Source organism: Arthrobacter sp. 05N425, assembly GCF_056397125.1.
Genome location: NZ_JBFTMU010000003.1, coordinates 399,128 through 415,142, shown reverse-complemented (window position 1 = coordinate 415,142; position 16,015 = coordinate 399,128). Strand labels below are relative to the sequence as shown.

At 66.5% G+C, this 16,015-nt stretch carries 12 protein-coding genes; all 12 read right to left on the bottom strand.

What is annotated here, in order from left to right; translation table 11 throughout:
- Window positions 1-7 precede the first annotated feature (7 nt).
- Entirely contained in the window at window positions 8-382 is a 375-nt protein-coding gene (locus AC1DGE_RS07515; RefSeq protein ID WP_441417439.1) for a DUF1304 family protein, read from the bottom strand.
- A 132-nt stretch (window positions 383-514) separates the two neighbouring features.
- Window positions 515-1,627: a branched-chain amino acid aminotransferase gene (locus AC1DGE_RS07510; RefSeq protein WP_441417438.1), complete on the bottom strand. Its 1,113-nt coding sequence runs from the start codon at window positions 1,625-1,627 to the stop codon at window positions 515-517.
- Window positions 1,628-1,722: 95 nt separating this feature from the next.
- On the bottom strand, window positions 1,723-2,775 hold the full coding sequence (locus tag AC1DGE_RS07505; protein WP_476917200.1) for a 3-isopropylmalate dehydrogenase: 1,053 nt from the start codon (window positions 2,773-2,775) through the stop codon (window positions 1,723-1,725).
- A 72-nt stretch (window positions 2,776-2,847) separates the two neighbouring features.
- Complete coding sequence (locus tag AC1DGE_RS07500) at window positions 2,848-3,603, bottom strand: class F sortase (RefSeq protein WP_476893362.1); 756 nt, start codon at window positions 3,601-3,603, stop codon at window positions 2,848-2,850.
- Window positions 3,604-3,684: 81 nt separating this feature from the next.
- The gene (locus tag AC1DGE_RS07495) at window positions 3,685-4,767 is read right to left on the bottom strand and encodes a hypothetical protein (protein ID WP_476917199.1); all 1,083 of its coding nucleotides are present in this window, start codon (window positions 4,765-4,767) and stop codon (window positions 3,685-3,687) included.
- A 354-nt stretch (window positions 4,768-5,121) separates the two neighbouring features.
- Window positions 5,122-6,681, bottom strand: a complete 1,560-nt coding sequence (metG, locus tag AC1DGE_RS07490; protein ID WP_476917198.1) for a methionine--tRNA ligase — start codon at window positions 6,679-6,681, stop codon at window positions 5,122-5,124.
- Between the two features lie 9 nt (window positions 6,682-6,690).
- On the bottom strand, window positions 6,691-7,458 hold the full coding sequence (locus tag AC1DGE_RS07485) for an ABC transporter ATP-binding protein (RefSeq protein WP_346960862.1): 768 nt from the start codon (window positions 7,456-7,458) through the stop codon (window positions 6,691-6,693).
- A complete protein-coding gene (locus AC1DGE_RS07480; RefSeq protein ID WP_441417433.1) occupies window positions 7,455-10,244 on the bottom strand; it encodes an ABC transporter permease in 2,790 nt (929 codons plus the stop codon). Before AC1DGE_RS07480 ends, AC1DGE_RS07485 begins: the two co-directional genes overlap by 4 nt.
- A gap of 202 nt (window positions 10,245-10,446) precedes the next feature.
- Window positions 10,447-12,042, bottom strand: a complete 1,596-nt coding sequence (gene serA, locus AC1DGE_RS07475) for a phosphoglycerate dehydrogenase (RefSeq protein ID WP_441417432.1) — start codon at window positions 12,040-12,042, stop codon at window positions 10,447-10,449.
- Between the two features lie 137 nt (window positions 12,043-12,179).
- The gene (gene ilvC / locus AC1DGE_RS07470; RefSeq protein ID WP_441417431.1) at window positions 12,180-13,205 is read right to left on the bottom strand and encodes a ketol-acid reductoisomerase; all 1,026 of its coding nucleotides are present in this window, start codon (window positions 13,203-13,205) and stop codon (window positions 12,180-12,182) included.
- 86 nt (window positions 13,206-13,291) lie between these two features.
- Window positions 13,292-13,804, bottom strand: a complete 513-nt coding sequence (ilvN, locus tag AC1DGE_RS07465; RefSeq protein WP_138768975.1) for an acetolactate synthase small subunit — start codon at window positions 13,802-13,804, stop codon at window positions 13,292-13,294.
- A gap of 2 nt (window positions 13,805-13,806) precedes the next feature.
- Window positions 13,807-15,705 carry an acetolactate synthase large subunit gene (locus tag AC1DGE_RS07460; RefSeq protein ID WP_441417430.1) on the bottom strand — a complete coding sequence of 633 codons (1,899 nt, stop codon included), beginning with the start codon at window positions 15,703-15,705 and terminating at the stop codon, window positions 13,807-13,809.
- Window positions 15,706-16,015: the final 310 nt, after the last annotated feature.

Sequence of the window (16,015 nt, the reverse complement as noted above, 5' to 3'; positions counted from 1 at the left end):
GGGACGCTCAAAGGAGCAGCAGGACGACAATGACGGCGGGCAGAAGGGCCTCGGCGAGGGCGCTGGCCCAGAGCCGGCGCTCGGACAGGACCAGAATGATGCCCAGCAGGACGTGGCCGACGGCGGTGAATAACAGGAGGGTTCGGCCGGCCGCCGGCTCCGCACCGGTCAGCATGAGCGCACCGATAATCGCGCCCACGCCCCAGATCATGTTGTAGAAGCCGAGGTTGAAGGTCCACATCCGCACCGCCGCGACGTCTTCCGGTTCGATCAGGAAGAGCCGGTAGAACCGCTGTTCACGGAAGAAAAACGACTCCAGGATGCCGACGGCGATCAGGACGATCCCGAAAACGATGCCCAGAACCTGTATCAGCCCAGTCATGGCTCCAGTGTGGCGCTGCGGCCGGCAGGAAAACAGGGACTTCCGGACCTTAAGGGTGTGTTGGCTGGCGGCCGCAAACTGCGGCGGCCCGCACCCGAAGGTGCGGACCGCCGTCGTACTTGTTGCTGCGGGCTACGCCAGGCGGGTCAGCCAGCCGTGCGTGTCCTCCACGGTCCCGGTCTGGATGCCGAGCAGCTGCTGGCGGATGGCCATGGTGGTCTCGCCGGCCTTGGCGTCCTCGGAGCCGATGAACTCGGTATCGTCCTTGAGCACGCCGATCGGGGTGATGACGGCTGCGGTGCCGCAGGCGAAGACCTCGGTGATCTCGCCGGAGGCGACGCCGTCGCGCCACTCATCCAGGGTGATCTTGCGCTCGGTGACCTCGCGGCCCATGTCCCGGGCGACCTGCATCACGGAGGAGCGGGTGACGCCCTCCAGGATGGTCCCGGACAGCGCGGGGGTCACCAGCGAGCCGTCCTTCATCACGAAGAAGACGTTCATTCCGCCGAGTTCCTCGACGGCGTTGTCGTTGAACTGGTCCAGGAACAGGACCTGCTTGCAGCCGTGCGCCTCGGCTTCCTGCTGCGCAATGAGGGAGGCTGCATAGTTGCCGCCGCACTTGGCGGCGCCGGTGCCGCCGCGGCCGGCACGGGCGTATTCGCGGGAGATCCAGATGGAAACCGGCTTCAGTTCGCCGCCGAAGTAGTTGCCGGCCGGAGAGGCGATGACGCGGAACGACACTTCGCGGGCAGCCCGGACGCCCAGGAAGGCCTCGGTAGCGATCATGAAGGGGCGCAGGTAGAGGGCCTCGCCGTCGCCGGAAGGGACCCATTCCCGGTCCACGGACACGAGCTCGCGGATGGCGGTAAGGAAGTATTCCTCCGGAAGCTCCGGGAGGGCGAGCCGGCGCGCAGACTTGTTCAGGCGCGCGGCGTTTGCTTCGGGCCGGAACGTCCAGATGGAGCCGTCGGCGTGGCGGTAGGCCTTGAGCCCTTCGAAGATCTCCTGGCCGTAGTGAAGGACCGCTGCGGAAGGATCAAGCATGATGGGACCGTAGGGTTCGATCCGCGGATCGTGCCAGCCGCCTTTGCCCTCGGCGTCGACGCTGTAGTCGACGATCGCGGTGTGGTCGGTGAAATGGTCGCCGAATCCCGGGTTGGCCAGGATGGCTGCACGCTCTTCAGCGGACTTCGGGGTTGCCGAGAGCCGCTGGCTGAATTCGACGCCATGGGCAGTCTGGGTCATGGTTCCTCCACGGTCGGCTGCCTGGTGTATGAACGTGGTTCATCCTCGGACCACGGCAGCATTTTGGTGATTCGCAACAAGCTTACGCCCGGGTGTCAGAGGGCGGCGGCGATCGCGTCGCCGACGGCGGCGGTGCTCCGGTAACTGCCGTCCCGGCTTTCGACGTCGGCGGCCACGGCCGCCTCGATCTTCCGTGCCGCAGTTGCGTAGCCCAGGTGGTCCAGCAACAGCGCTGCGGACAGGATGGCCGCGCTGGGGTCGGCCTTCTGCTGGCCGGCAATGTCCGGCGCCGATCCGTGGACCGGCTCGAACATGGACGGCGCGGTGCGGTCCATGTTGATGTTGCCCGAGGCTGCGAGGCCGATGCCGCCGGTGATAGCGGCGGCAAGGTCGGTGAGGATGTCACCGAAGAGGTTGTCCGTGACGATGACGTCGAAGCGCGCCGGGTCGGTGACCATGAAGATCGTGGCAGCATCCACGTGCAGGTAGTCGTGGCTGACCTCGGGGAATTCCTGCGCCGCTGCTTCCACGGTCCGCTTCCAGAGGTGCCCGGCGAAGACCAGGACGTTGTGCTTGTGCACCAGGGTCAGCTTCTTGCGCGGGCGCTCGTTGGCGCGGCGGAAGGCATCCCGGACCACACGCTCCACACCGTGGGCGGTGTTCAGCGAGACCTCGGTGGCGACCTCGTGCGGGGTGCCGGCCCGCAAAGTCCCGCCGTTGCCGACGTAGGGCCCCTCGGTGCCTTCACGGACCACGATGAAGTCGATGTTGCCCGGGTTCGCGAGCGGGCTGCCGACGCCGGCATACAGCCTGGAGGGGCGCAGATTCACGAAGTGGTCCAGGCTGAAGCGCAGCTTGAGCAGCAGTTCGCGTTCGATGATCCCGGAGGGGATCCGGGTGTCGCCGGGGGCGGCTCCCACGGCGCCGAAGAGAATGGCGTCCCGGGTACGGAGGTCGGCGAGGGTTTCCGCCGGCAGCGTCTCCCCCGTCTCCAGCCAGTGCTGGGCGCCGAGCTGGTAGTGGGTCTGCTTCAGGTCGATGCCTTCGGCGGCGGCGGCCTTCTCCAGGACCTTTAGTGCCTCGGCGGTAACTTCCGGGCCAATGCCGTCGCCGGGGATGACTGCGAGATCAATCGTGGATGCGCTCATGTTTTCAGGGTAGCCAAGGCATCCACATGCTGGTCAAATTGTCTCAATATTCGGAAGAGCGGCGGGGAATCCTCAGCCGGCCGCAACCGGGGACGCGACCACGGTCACGTTCTTTCCCCAGAGGTCCCCGGTATAGCAGGAAATCAGGACCAGTCGATTGGGGACGACGGACCAGATGGGGCTGTCCTTCAGGCCCGATTTGAGGTAGGTGGTCACGGAATCCACCTTGTAGGTGATGACGCCGGTGGCCGTCTGTACCGTCAATTTGTCGCCGGGTGCGGCCATCGTGCTCAGGTGGTTGAAGGGCGCGTCGACGCCCTGCCAGCTGTGGCCGACGACGTAGGTGGTGTTTGTCGACCCGACACCTGGCACGCCGAAGGGGGTGAGCCAGTAGCCGTCCATGGTTTCGGGAGGAACGATGCTCTGGCTTGCAGCTTCACTCTGGCTGGGCTGCAGGGGATGAATCACCACGTCCATCCGCGCTGCGGGATAGGAAATGCGCTGCGGGGCGGCCGCAGCCGGGCCCGGCGCCGGCGGGGCGGTGCGTCGGACGGCCGCCTTGGGGGCTGCTTTTTGTGGAGCAGACGAGGTGGGTCCAGGGGCGGACGGAACCGGGCTTTGCGCTGCTGCGGTGGCCGTAGGAATGGGTCCCGCTGCGGGCCCGGCGGCGCCGCTACCTCCGGCATTGAGACCGAAGGCCGCGTAGACGAGCCACGCCGCCAGCAGCCCAACGATGCAGGCGACCAGCACCAGTTTGTCCCGGCCACCCAGCAGCAGTCCACGCGGTGCCGTCTCGACGGAATGATCGGCATTACGGCGAAGGGCCATGAGAGCTCCTGGTGCAGTGCTTGCTCGAGGGCAGTAGCTGTGCGGGCCGGCTGCACAACGGCAACCGGCCCGCATCTTTCCTTAGCTGTTGGCGTTACCGCTCCGGACCATGCCCCGGAGCAGGGCCGTTGCGGCCCCCGCTGTCAGGAGTCCGGTCAGCACGGAGAGCCAAAGCGGAATTCCGGCACTGGGAGTGCCGGCCACCGCCGTCTGGACGTTGAAGCCCATGTTGACCACGGGAGCACCCTGGGCCGCGCCGGTCGGCGGTGCCACAGGCTTCGCTGCGGGCGGCGCTGCGGGCTTCACAGCCGGCGGGTTCTTGGGCTCGTGTGCCGGCGGATCCTCACACTCGTCCTTGTCCCACTTGCCCGGCCAGTCGCAGTCATCGCCGTGGTGATGACCCTTGTCGCCCTTGTCCCACTTGTTCGGCCAGTCGGCGCGGTCTCCCCTGTCTCCATGGTCGCTCTTGTCACCGCGGTCGCCCTTGTCCCACTTGTTCTGCCAGTCGGCGCGGTCGGCCGTGTCGCCATGGTCGCCCCTATCCCACCTGCCCGGCCAGCCGGCGTGGTTTCCCTTGTCGCCACGGTCACCCGGCTCGCACTTATCGTCCTTGCCGGGCCAGTTTGCGTGGTCGCCATGGTCGCCCTTGTCGCCGTGGTCGCCGTGCTCGCCATGGTCGCCCTTGTCGCCCGGCTTGTGCGAGCCGTCCGGCTTGTCACCCGGCTTGTCACCCGGCTTGTGCGAGCCGTCCGGCTTGTCACCCGGCTGGTGCGAATTGTCTGGCGTTCCGCCGTTTGCCGGCGGGTTGGTCACCGGAACGGTCGGAGTCTCTGGAGTCCCGCCGTTGGCCGGCGGATCGGCCACTGGCGGGATCGTCACGGGCCCCGGCAGGGGGTCCGGCTTCTCCGAGTTGTCCGGCGTACCCGAGGCCACGGGCGGGATGGTCACCGGACCCGGCAGCGCATCCGGCGCCCCCGCGATGTCCGGTGCCCCCGCGATGTCCGGTGCGCCCGGGTTGTCGGGCTGGCCGGCGCCAGGCGCCTGGCCAGGGCCGCCCGTGCCGGGCGAGGATGTCACTTCCCCGCTCCCGGTGTCACCGCCGCCGACAGCAGCGGCGTTGGCCGTGCCCGCTGAACCCAGCAGTGCCAGACCTAAAATCCCCATTGTTGCGATAGTTCGTCTCATTTTTGGTTGCTCCATCACGAGTCGACTTTCGACCTGACGGCACCCAGCGGAGCAACATCGGCGACCGGGTGTGCGAGTCCCGGTCTGGAACATTGAGGGTGAGTGATGAGTTACTCCCCCAAGGGCTTCATCAGACCGCTAACGCCGTAACCGTATGCCGGGGCAACTCGGAGAGTCCCGAGTAATCTCTGCCCGCTTTCACTCCCGGAGCACCCGTTACGAAAGGGAAACTACTTGGGCGCAAGAAAGCGAGGTGACAGTTCACGGCGGTGTTCCGGGCGAACACTGCCGTGAACTGTCACCTCGCGGGGTGGTGCGGGGGATCAGCTGGGGCTACGCCTCTGCGGGCTCCTCGTACTTGGGAAACACCGGGGCCGGGGCGGGCAACGGCGTCCCGGCCTCGATCGGGGTCTCCAGGGCAGCGAAGTCGCGGGCTTCCCCTTCGGACTGGCCCAGGCTGTCAAGGATGGCCGCGGCCGCCGTCGGCATGACCGGCTGGGCGAGGATGGCGACGATCCGCAACACTTCGAGGGTGACGTACAGAACGGTGTTCATGCGTTCGACGTCGGTCTTCCGAAGCACCCACGGAGCCTGCTCGGCGAAGTAGGCATTGGTGTCGCCGAGCACGTTCCAGATGGCTTCGAGCGCGCGGCTGAATTCCTGCTTCTCGAACGCTGCGCGGGCGATGCCCAGCAGGCCCATGGCCTGGCCCAGCAGTGCGGCGTCCTCTGCGCTGAAGCCGGCCGGGACCGGGACGCGGCCCTCGCAGTTCTTCGCCACCATGGACAGGGAACGCTGCGCCAGGTTGCCGAAGTTGTTCGCCAGGTCCGAGTTCATCCTACCGACAATCGCGTCGTGGCTGTAGTTGCCGTCAGCGCCGAACGGCACCTCTCGGAGCAGGAAGAAGCGGACCTGGTCCAGTCCGTACTGCGCCACCCAGTCAGCCGGCGCCACCACGTTGCCCAGCGACTTGGACATCTTGATGCCCTGGTTGTGCAGGTGGCCATGGATCATCACACGCTTGGGCAGTTCCAGCCCGGCGGACATCAGGAATGCCGGCCAGTACACAGCGTGGAACCGGGAGATGTCCTTGCCGATCACGTGGACGTCGGCGGGCCAGTACTTCCGGAAGCTCTCCGAACCCGTGTCCGGGAAGCCGACGCCGGTCAGGTAATTGGTCAGCGCGTCGACCCAGACGTACATGACGTGGTCCGGGTTGCCCGGCACCGGCACACCCCATTTGAAGGACGTCCGGCTGATCGAGAGGTCCTCGAGGCCGCCCTTGACGAAACTGATGACCTCGTTGAAGCGGCTGTGCGGGGCGCCGAAGTCCGGGTGGTCCGCGTAGAGGGCCAGCAGCCTGTCCTGATAGGCCGAGARCTTGAAGAAGTAGCTCTCCTCCTCGGTCCAGGTCACCTCGGTGCCGGTTTCGGAGGCGTAGCGGAGGCCGTCTTCACGGACCTCGGTCTCGTCCTCGACGAAGTAGCGCTCGTCGCGGACCGAGTACCAGCCGGCGTACTTGGAGAGGTAGATGTCTCCGTTGGCTTCCATCCGCTGCCAGAGCGCCTTGGCCGCCTCGTAGTGGTCCGGGTCCGTGGTACGGATGAAGCGGCTGAGCGAGATGCCCAGATCATCGCTCATCTGGCGGAACGCGGCCGAGTTGCGGTCGGCAAGCTCCTTGACCGGGATGCCTTCCTTTTCCGCCGTCTGCTGCATCTTCAGGCCGTGCTCGTCGGTGCCGGTCATGAAGAACACGTCATAGCCGTCCAGCCGCTTGAACCGCGCCATCGCGTCGGTGGCGATGACCTCGTAGGCGTGGCCGATGTGCGGCACGCCGTTGGGGTAGCTGATGGCCGTGGTGATGTAGAACGGGGTTTTTTCGGAAGGCGTCACGTTATTAACCTAGATCAGTTCGGTCAGGGTATCGCTCTGGCGGACAAGTTCGTGGTCGTGTGAAGCGACCAGGACGGCGATGCCGTCCGACGTCGTGTCCTTGAGGATGCTGATGATGCGGTTGGCCGAGGTGCGGTCCAGGCTCGCGGTGGGCTCGTCGACCACCAGCACGCGGGTGCCGAGGATCAAGGCCCGGGCGATTGCGACGCGCTGGCGTTCGCCGCCGGAGAGCTGGGCGGGACGGTGGCGCATGCGCCGGCCCAGGCCGACGAGGTCCAGGAGGTCCTTGGCCATGTCGCGGCGCTGTTCCACTTCGCCGTCGGGGACGGCCGGAAGCAGCACGTTCTCCAGCGCGCTCATGCCGTCAATCAGGGCGCCGCCCTGGTCGACGTACCCGATCAGCGCACGGCGGCGGTCGGCGATTTCGTCGTCGCCCATGGTTTCGAGCGAGTCGCCTTCCCAGAACACCCGGCCCGACGTCGGCAGGGTCAGGCCCGCGCCGACGGTCAGGATGCTGGTCTTGCCCGAGCCGGAGCGGCCGGCGACACAGTGCATTTCGCCGGCGTGCAGCGTCATGTTGAAGTCGTCGACGACGTTGACCGCCTCCGCGCCGCCCTTGCCGCCGCCGTAGTGGATGGTGATGTTGCTCAGTTCCAGCGGTGTGGCGTGGTCCGTGGCCTTCACGATCGTGTTGGCGCGGGTCTGGTGGCCGCCGTTCCCGGTGCTCTCCGGCATCCGGTTCCGGGCCGCCCTGGTCAGGTTCAGCTCGTTAGTCATTGGACCACTTTCGTTGCAATCGGAATCCAGCAAAGTACAGCCACGAGTCCGGCGATTCCGGCCCAGAGTGCGGCATAGGGGGCGAGGAGCAAGCCAATGCCCAGGGCGCCAAGGACACCCAGCGGCACGGCGATGGCTCCCACCATGGCATTTTCGAAGAAGCGGACCTGGCCCAGCATGTCCGGGTTCCAGCCCATCGCCTGCAGGATCCCGAGATACTGGCGCTTGGCCCCCAGTTCGAAGCGTCCGGTGACCATGGTCAACAGCAGGCCCACGGCGACGCCGGACACGCCCAGGATGATGCTCGGCATCGCGATACTGGCCGCGGCCAGTCCGCTGAGGGCGCTGGCGCCCGCGGCACGCGGAATGTCGATCAGCAGCGCGGCGAGTCCGCCCACCGCGGCACCGAAGACGCCGACGGCGACGGCGAGGGAGCCGGTGTTGAACTTGTTGGTGCTCAGCTGCCGGCTGGCGAAGGTCAGCGGCGAATCGACGGGGATGAGCCGTTCATCGTGCTGCGGTTCCTGGTCGATGACCTCCCGGTGCCGCAGCTGCTGCGCCGCGAAGTAGGCGGCGCCGCAGTAGAGGACCAGGACCGAAGCGGAGACGACCGCGGTGGCAGGGTTCCAGCTGAGCAGGCTCAGGGCGATCCCGGCGACGGCCAGCAGTGCCGCGCCGACGCCGAACTCGGCGAGCACCCAGGACCGGATCTTGCGTTGCGTCCAGCCCATGGCCCGGAGCGTTCCGGCCTCGCGGCGGCGCTTGCGGACATAGCTGACGGTGGAGGCGCCGGTGAGCAGGGCGGCCCCGCACAGGGTCAGGAAGAGCAGGGTGAGGTTGGTGCCGGTCAGCGAGCCGGAGACCGCGTCGGCGGCGTCCTGGCGAACCCAGGACTGCTGCACGGTGCCCAGCGGCGACTCCTTGCCGGCGTCGTCCTTGGAGTAGCCGGGCACGAAGATGCTGGCGTCCTCGCGGGCCGAGCCTGCAACCACGGTCGCCTGCAGGCCCATGTCGCGGATCTCGCTGGCAAGCTTCTCGACCTCGGGCTGGGCCTGCTTCCAGCTGCCGTCGACCTTGGCACGGACGCGCACGGCGTCGATCACGGAGGCGTTCTTCTCGTAGCCGCGGGCCGCGGCCAGGCCGTAGTAGTCGGTGATGGCGCCGGCCGACTGGCTGACCAGGCCGGTACCGCTGAGTGAAGGCTTGAGGGCGGTCTTTTCGACGTCCTTGCCGTCGGCGTCCTTGGTCAGGGTGAACGGGGTCGGGTCATAGCCGCCGAGCGGAAGCCGGTTGACGTCGCCGGCCGCTTCCTGGACCTTGGCTGGATCGAAGGTGCCGTAGACCATGGCCAGCGGGGTGGCGGGCTTCTTCCCGGTCGCAAGGTTTTCGCGGTAGGAGCGCTCGTCGACCGGGGTGCGCTGCGTCTGGTCCACCGGGGCGTCGTTGGCGCCCTTCTCCGGCAGCCGGTTGACGGTGACCCAGTCGCCCGGGACCGCGGACTTGTCGACGGCGCCGTTGCCGGCCGTCTTTCCGTCCTTGTACTTGGGCGCGGCGGCGAAGTCGGTGCTCCAGGTCGCGGGGTTGTAGAGGCCCTGGCCGAAGCTGCCGGTGTCGCCGAGCAGCTTGGAGAGGTCCTTGGATCCGGGCCACTCCAGGGCGAACGGGGACTTGGAGACGAAGGGAAGGTAGTCCTTGTCCAGTGAGCGGGTCACGGTGCCGACGTCCTTGGTGACGTTGCCGGCGTCGTCGATTTCCTCGATCTTGACGGAGTACTTGAGGTCAAGGGAGGTGCCGGACCGGACGATCAGCGGAATCGCCTGCGAATCGTCGGTCAGCTGACCGGCGCGCTTGGCCTGCTGGTACTGCGTCATCAGCGGGGCCCAGTACTTCAGCTTGACGCCAAGGAAGTCGGGGCCTTCCTTGAGCTGTTCCATGCTGATGCCGCTGGTGAAGAGGCTTTCGAAGTGGCGGCCGATCGCGCCGGCATTGCGGGCGTCGGCCGGGGGCGCCTTCTCCAGCGGCGCGAGGAAGTCGCCGGAGCCGCCCAGGAGCGCGCGCTCCGAGACCGGATCGACGGCGACGACGGACTCGGTCACCTGCGGGGCCAGCGGCAGCGAAACCGAGAGGTTGAACAGGTTGTGCTCCGAGCCGCCGGCCGGGGCGGGGAACTTGATTCCGGTCTCGCCTTCCGGGCCCGCGATCCGGACGTTCTTGCCGCCGGCCACTTCCTCTTCGATGAGCTTGGCCTTGCCGAGGGAGCCCTCGGCGGTCGTCTTGAACAGGGTCTGATCGGACGTGCCGTCCGACTTCACGGCACTGGCGGTGAGGCGGTATTTCTTGGCCGTGTCGCTCAGGACAGACTCGGCGGCGGGCCACTTGGACGGATCGGTGGCGCTGGGGTCACCGGCGGTGCCGGCCAGTCCGGCGTTGTAGCCGAGGTAGTCGGTAGCGTCGAGGCGCGGGGTTTCGAGGTTCTGCGAGACCCGGGAAACGAGGCTGATCGGAGCCGCGACCGAGGTGCCGGAAAGCTTGCGGATGGAGTCCAGCTGTTCGAAGCTGATGCCGCCCTGGCCGGTGGCGATTTCGGGCTGCATGAGCCCGCCGTTGTCGTCGGCCTTGGCCTGGACGAGGACGTCGTAGAGCCCCCGGGAGTTCTGGTCAACGGTGCGGTTCAGCGCGGCCTGCGACTGGCCCTGCACCAGCACGGACAGGCACATGGCCACGATCAAAATGGACGCGGTCAGCAAAAGCACTCTGCTTCTGATGAACCTCTGGACGGCGTTCATTGGGCTCCTGAAAGCTGGATTGCGTGCGCACACCGCTGTTCATTCCGCGCGGAAATGAAGGCGTCCCCGGCCGGGTGTGCAAAAGTAAAGGCCGGTCTGCCGGCCAAATCCGAAATTCGGACCTAGCCATTGTACGCAGACCGGCCGCTCATTCGTGGCCGCCTGCGACGGTGTTGCCGCCGCAGGCGCCCACGCTGGGGACCTAGTCCTCGAGGTCGACCTCGCGGACCATATCGGCGCCGATTCCGGCCTTGATCGCTTCCAGCACCTGCTGCGGCACGGAGCTGTCGATGGTCAGGAGCGCAAGCACCTGGCCGCCCTCCGCCTGCCGCGCCACCTGCATGCCGGCGATGTTGATGTTGTTCATGCCGAGGATGTGCCCGATCGTGCCGATCACGCCCGGACGGTCCGAATAAGCCACCACCACGAGGTGTTCGCTGATCGGGATTTCGACCTCGAAACCGTTGATTCCGACGAGCTTCTGGATCTGCTTGGGCCCGGTCAGCGTGCCGGCCACCGAGATCTGGCTGCCGTCGCTCAGGGCCCCCCGCAGGGTCAGGACGTTGCGGTAGGACTCCGTGTCCGGGGTGGTGATGAGCCGGACGTTGATCCCCCGCTGCTCGGCGATCACGGGCGCGTTGACGTACGAGACCTGTTCGGTCACGACGTCGGCGAAGATGCCCTTGAGGGCCGCGAGTTCGAGGACCTTGACGTCCAGCGAGGAGATTTCGCCGGCCACCTCCACGTCGAACTGGGTCAGCGAAGCGTGGGTCATTGCGGTGAAGATCCGGCCCAGCTTCTCGATCAGCGGGATCCCGGGGCGCACGTCCGGGGCAATGACGCCGCCGGCTACGTTCACGGCGTCTGGCACCAATTCGCCGGCGAGGGCCTGGCGGACGGACTTGGCAACGGAGACGCCTGCCTTTTCCTGGGCCTCGTCGGTGGACGCGCCCAGGTGCGGGGTCACCACGACGTTGTCGAGCTTGAAGAACGGCAGGTCGGTGCTGGGCTCCTTGACGAACACGTCGACGCCGGCGCCGGCGATCTCGCCGGACTCCAGTGCCGCGTACAGGGCTTCCTCATCCACCAGGCCGCCGCGGGCGACGTTGACGACGTACGCGCTGCTCTTCATCTTCTTGAAGGCCTCCGCGCCGAGCATGCCGACGGTCTCGGGCGTCTTGGGCATGTGGATGGTGATGAAGTCCGACTGGGCCAGGAGCTCGTCCAGGGTCACCAGCTGCACGCCGAGCTGGGCGGCGCGGGCGGAGGTGATGTAGGGGTCGTACGCGAGGATCTTCGTGTCGAAGCCCTTCAGGCGGGCCGCGACGAGGGCGCCGATCCGGCCGAGGCCGATGATGCCAATCTTCTTCTCGAAGAGCTCCGTGCCGGTGTACTTGGAGCGCTTCCACTCGCCGTCCTTGAGCGCGGCGGAGGCCTGCGGGATGTGGCGGGCGAGGCTGAGGATGTGGCCGACGGTGAGTTCGGCGGCAGAGACGATGTTCGACGTCGGGGCGTTGACCACCATGACGCCGGCCTGGGTGGCGGCCTTGATGTCGACGTTGTCCAGGCCCACGCCGGCGCGGGCGATCACCTTGAGGTTCTTCGCGGCGGCAATGGCCTCGGCGTCCACCTGGGTGGCGGAGCGGATCAGGATCGCGTCGACGTCGGCGATCGCGGAGAGCAGCTGGGAACGGTCGGCTCCGTCGGTCTGGCGGATTTCAAAGTCCGGGCCGAGGGCCTCGACTGTGGCGGGCGAAAGTTCCTCAGCGAGGAGTACGACAGGTTTGGTGCTTGTCACCGGTGACCTCTTTAGCTCTCTTGTATTCAGGTGGGGATTTTGGTGAAACGTCGGTGGTGCAGATGTTGCGGGTGGTGCTGAACGCAGGGGAGCCGGACCCCGGTGCGGGTGTCCGGCTCCCCTGCCGGCCAGTTGCCTTAGCGGGCCACTGATCCTTCGGTGTAGTCGTCTTCGTTCTTGATCCAGGAGAACAGCTTGCGCAGTTCGCGGCCGGTGGCCTCGATCGGGTGGTCTTCACCCTTCTTGCGCAGGGCCTTGAACTCGGGGGCTCCGGCGTCCTGGTCGTCGATGAAGCGCTTGGCGAAGGTGCCGTCCTGGATGTCCTTGAGGACGGCCTTCATGTTTTCCTTCACCTCGGGGGTGATAACGCGCGGGCCGGAGACGTAGTCGCCGTATTCCGCGGTGTCAGAGACGCTCCAGCGCTGCTTGGCGATACCGCCCTCGACCATCAGGTCGACGATCAGCTTGAGCTCGTGCAGCACCTCGAAGTAGGCAACCTCGGGCTTGTAGCCGGCCTCGGTGAGGGTCTCGAAGCCGTACATGATCAGCTGCGAGGCGCCGCCGCAGAGCACAGCCTGCTCGCCGAAGAGATCGGTTTCGGTCTCTTCGGTGAAGGTGGTCTCGATGACGCCGGCGCGGGTGCCGCCGATCGCCTTGGCGTAGGACAGGGCCAGTTCCTTGGCCTTGCCGGACGCGTTCTGCTCGACGGCGATCAGGTCCGGCACGCCGCGGCCGGCTTCGAACTCGCGGCGCACGATGTGGCCCGGTCCCTTGGGTGCGACGAGGGCGACGTCGACGTCGGCCGGCGGCTTGATGTAGCCGTAGCGGATGTTGAAGCCGTGTCCGAAGAACAGGGCGTCGCCGGCCTGCAGGTTCGGGGCGATGTCCTCGGCGTAGACGTGGCGCTGGACCTGGTCCGGGGTGAGGATCATGATGAGGTCTGCCTCGGCGACGGCGTCGGCGACGTTGAGAACGCGCAGGCCCTCGGCCTCGGCCTTGGCGCGGGACTTGGAGTCTTCCTTCAGGCCGACGCGGACGTCAACACCGGAATCGCGCAGGCTGAGGGCGTGGGCGTGGCCCTGGGAGCCGTAACCGATAACGGCGACGGTGCGGCCCTGGATGATCGACAGGTCGGCGTCGTCGTCGTAGAACATTTCAGTCACTGGGGTGTCTCCTTTGAATGGATTCTTTGGTGTTGTCTGGGGAAATTCAGGGTATTGCTGTGTTGCTGCAGGCTTGGCACGGCCGCCTAGGCGGAGCGCAGGGCCCGGTCGCTCATGGAACGGGACCCTCGGCCGACGGCCAGGGTGCCGGACTGCACGATTTCGCGGACGCCGAAGGGCTCCAGCACCGAAAGCAGTGCGGTGAGCTTGTCGGGGTGGCCCGTCGCCTCAATGACCACCGACTCTGTGGAGACGTCGACCACTGAGGCACGGAACAAGTCGGCTGCCTGGGTTACCTGCAGCCGGGTTGCGGCATCCGCACGTACCTTGACCAGGATGTGGTCGCGCTGTACGGAAGATTCGGGGGTGAGCTCGACGATCTTAATCACGTTGATCAGCTTGTTCAGCTGCTTGGTGACCTGTTCGATCAGCTCGCCGTCGGCGTCGACGACGACCGTCATCCGGGAGATGCCCGGAACCTCGGTCGGGCCGACGGCCAGGGAGTTGATGTTGAAGGCGCGCCGGGCGAAGAGGCTGGCGACGCGGGTCAGCACACCGGGTTTGTCTTCGACCAGAACGGAGAGTGTGTGGCGGGTCATGTTCAGTCCTCTTCTTCCCAGTCCGGGGTCATGTTGCGGGCAACCTGGATCTGGTCGTTGCTGACTCCGGCGGGAACCATCGGCCACACCATGGAGTTGGGGCTGACGACGAAGTCGATCACGACCGGGCGGTCATTGATTGCCAGTGCCTTCTGGATGGTGGCGTCGATGTCCTCGTCCCGTTCGCAGCGGAAGGAGGCGCAGCCGTAGGCGTCCGCCAGCTTGACGAAGTCCGGGATCCGGACGGTGTCATGGCCGGTGTTCAGGTCGGTGTTGGAGTAGCGGCCCTCATAAAAGAGGGTCTGCCACTGGCGCACCATGCCCAGCGAGGAGTTGTTGATGACCGCCACCTTGATCGGGATCTTGTTGATGGCGCAGGTGGCGAGTTCCTGGTTGGTCATCTGGAAGCAGCCGTCGCCGTCGATCGCCCAGACCACGCGGTCCGGCTCCCCCACCTTGGCGCCCATCGCGGCCGGCACGGCGTAGCCCATGGTGCCGGCGCCGCCGGAGTTCAGCCAGGCGTGCGGGCGTTCGTACTTGATGAACTGCGAGGCCCACATCTGGTGCTGGCCGACGCCGGCGACATAGACGCCCTCGGGGCCGGTGAGGGCACCGATCCGCTCGATCACGCGCTGCGGTGCGCTGAGGCCGTCCTCGGGTTCGGTCCAGCCGAGCGGGTAGGTCTCCTTGAGGTTGTTCAGGAAGGCCCACCAGTTGCCGAGGTCCGGGGTGCCGGAGGCTTCGAACTGGAGGCGCAGGGCATCACTGAGCTCCGGGATGATCTCCTTGACTGAGCCCACGATCGGCACGTCGGCGGTGCGGTTCTTGGAGATCTCCGCCGGGTCGATGTCCGCGTGGATGACCTTGGCGTTCGGGGCGAAGGACTTCAGGATGCCGGTGACCCGGTCATCGAAGCGCGCACCGAGCGTGATCAGCAGATCGGATTGCTGCAGCGCGGTCACGGCGGACACCGTGCCGTGCATGCCTGGCATGCCGACGTGCTGCGGGTGTGAGTCCGGGAAGACGCCTCTGGCCATCAGCGTCGTAACCACGGGGGCGCCGGAGAGTTCGGCGAGTTCCCGCAGTTCCGCGGACGCGTGGGCCTTGACCACGCCGCCGCCAACGTACAGCACCGGCTTTTTGGCGGCCGCGATCAGCCTGGCCGCTTCACGGACCTGCTTGCTGTGGCCGCGGACCACCGGCCGGTAGCCGGGCAGGTCGATCTTGGGCGGCCAGGAGAAGGTCATCTGGCCCTGCTGGGCGTCCTTGGCCACGTCCACGAGGACGGGGCCGGGACGGCCGGTCGAGGCGAGGTGGAACGCCTCGGCCATCACGTGCGGGATGTCGTTGGGGTCGGTCACCAGGAAGGAGTGCTTGGTGATCGGCATGGTGATGCCGACGATGTCCGCCTCCTGGAAGGCATCGGTGCCGATGACTCCGCTGGAGACCTGCCCGGTGATGGCCACCATCGGCACGGAGTCCATGTGGGCGTCCATGATGGCGGTAACGAGGTTGGTGGCACCGGGGCCCGAGGTGGCGATGCAGACGCCAACCCGCCCGGTGACCATGGCATAGCCTTGCGCGGCGTGGCCGGCTCCCTGTTCGTGACGGACCAGAATGTGGTTCATTTTGGAGGCCATCAAGGGGTCATAGGTGGGCAGGATCGCGCCACCGGGCAAACCGAAAATGTCCTGGACGCCGAGTTCTTCGAGCGAGCGGACGATAGCTTGCGAGCCGGTCATCACCGTCGGGGGTACGACGTTGTTCGGCCCAAGGACGGGAGAGGCAGCAGCATGCTCGACGCCGGCGTCTGCCGGGCGTTCGATGCGTTCCGGAGCCTTGTGGGCTCCAGCGGACTTTGTGGCCATCAGCGAGGGGCTGATCGGCGATCCTTTGCTCATCGGACTCTTCCTTTGGTGGATCTACTGTGATCGTGGAACTACGGGTAATAAAAAAACCCCTCAGCCTTGGCGGCTCTTCGAGGGGTTTGCGCGTGACGGTTCGTTACCAGTCGGGCTATGGAGCCACGCGCTTGGTAAGTACGACGGAGACACCTGAAGTGACGCCCGCGGTAACGATCTCGATCATGAGTTCAGTTTTCCCTCTGAGCAAGACAGGTGTCAACGAGCCAAGCCCCTGTCTCACGATGTGGACTCCATTGTCCACTTTTTGAACGCCTCTCCCAAGTAGCTCGCATTAGTTGTCGTTATG

Coding starts and splice junctions, on each gene's coding strand:
- AC1DGE_RS07515 (WP_441417439.1), bottom strand. CDS start 382: ATGACTGGGCTGATACAGGTTCTGGGCATCGTTTTCGGGATCGTCCTG.
- AC1DGE_RS07510 (WP_441417438.1), bottom strand. CDS start 1,627: ATGACCCAGACTGCCCATGGCGTCGAATTCAGCCAGCGGCTCTCGGCA.
- AC1DGE_RS07505 (WP_476917200.1), bottom strand. CDS start 2,775: ATGAGCGCATCCACGATTGATCTCGCAGTCATCCCCGGCGACGGCATT.
- AC1DGE_RS07500 (WP_476893362.1), bottom strand. CDS start 3,603: ATGGCCCTTCGCCGTAATGCCGATCATTCCGTCGAGACGGCACCGCGT.
- AC1DGE_RS07495 (WP_476917199.1), bottom strand. CDS start 4,767: ATGGGGATTTTAGGTCTGGCACTGCTGGGTTCAGCGGGCACGGCCAAC.
- AC1DGE_RS07485 (WP_346960862.1), bottom strand. CDS start 7,458: ATGACTAACGAGCTGAACCTGACCAGGGCGGCCCGGAACCGGATGCCG.
- AC1DGE_RS07480 (WP_441417433.1), bottom strand. CDS start 10,244: ATGAACGCCGTCCAGAGGTTCATCAGAAGCAGAGTGCTTTTGCTGACC.
- ilvN (WP_138768975.1), bottom strand. CDS start 13,804: ATGACCCGCCACACACTCTCCGTTCTGGTCGAAGACAAACCCGGTGTG.
- AC1DGE_RS07460 (WP_441417430.1), bottom strand. CDS start 15,705: ATGAGCAAAGGATCGCCGATCAGCCCCTCGCTGATGGCCACAAAGTCC.